1 protein-coding gene is annotated in these 646 nt (G+C 64.1%); it reads right to left on the bottom strand.

Translation table 11 applies throughout. The features are described 5' to 3' along the window. Positions 1-256: 256 nt before the first annotated feature. Positions 257-646, bottom strand: a 390-nt coding sequence (locus C2L80_RS13525; protein ID WP_154863671.1) for a Na+/H+ antiporter NhaA, incomplete at its 5' end; no start/stop codon positions are given.

The following is a 646-nucleotide window of genomic DNA, read 5'->3' as shown; positions in this document are numbered from 1 at the left end:
TGGAGGTGGGCAACTTCGCCGATATGTGCCTGTTCGACAACGAATTCATCGCCGGCAACGTGGAGGATTACCGAACCACCAAGGTGGCGACAACCATCCTGGGCGGCGAGGTGGTGTACGAGCGGTAGACGCCCTCGCAACTACGCGCGATCGCCTCGCAATCGCGCAAGAGGGGCCCAGCCGCAAGTAAACGCGCTACAAACGAACGCTCCGCAACAGGGAGCCCGACCGCAAACGGTCGGGCTCCCTGTTTCTCCTATGACCGCTCGACGGTGCCTTCCGCTTCTAACTCGGCAGCCCCTTCTTCCTCTTCCTCGTCGGTCACGCGGCGCAGCACGAGGAAGCCGGCGACGCCGGCCACGAGCGAAGCAGCCAGAATAGCCGCCTTCGCCATGGCGATGGTGCTCGCATCGACGAATGCCAGGTTCGTCACGAAGATGGCCATGGTGAAGCCCACGCCGCCCAGCACGGACACGCCTGCGATATGGCCCCAGCTCACGCCAGCGGGGAGATCGCTTAAGCGCAGCTTCACCGTGAGCCAGGTGGCCAGGAAGATGCCGGGCGGCTTGCCGAACAAGAGGCCGCAGAACACGCCGATGGTCACGGGGTTCGCAATGACGGCGAGAGGGTCCATACCCGTCAGCAC

Source organism: Rubneribacter badeniensis, assembly GCF_002899695.1.
Lineage (GTDB): Bacteria > Actinomycetota > Coriobacteriia > Coriobacteriales > Eggerthellaceae > Rubneribacter > Rubneribacter badeniensis.
The sequence above is the reverse complement of the archived record's forward strand: the minus strand, read 5'-3'. Positions and strand labels throughout refer to the sequence as shown.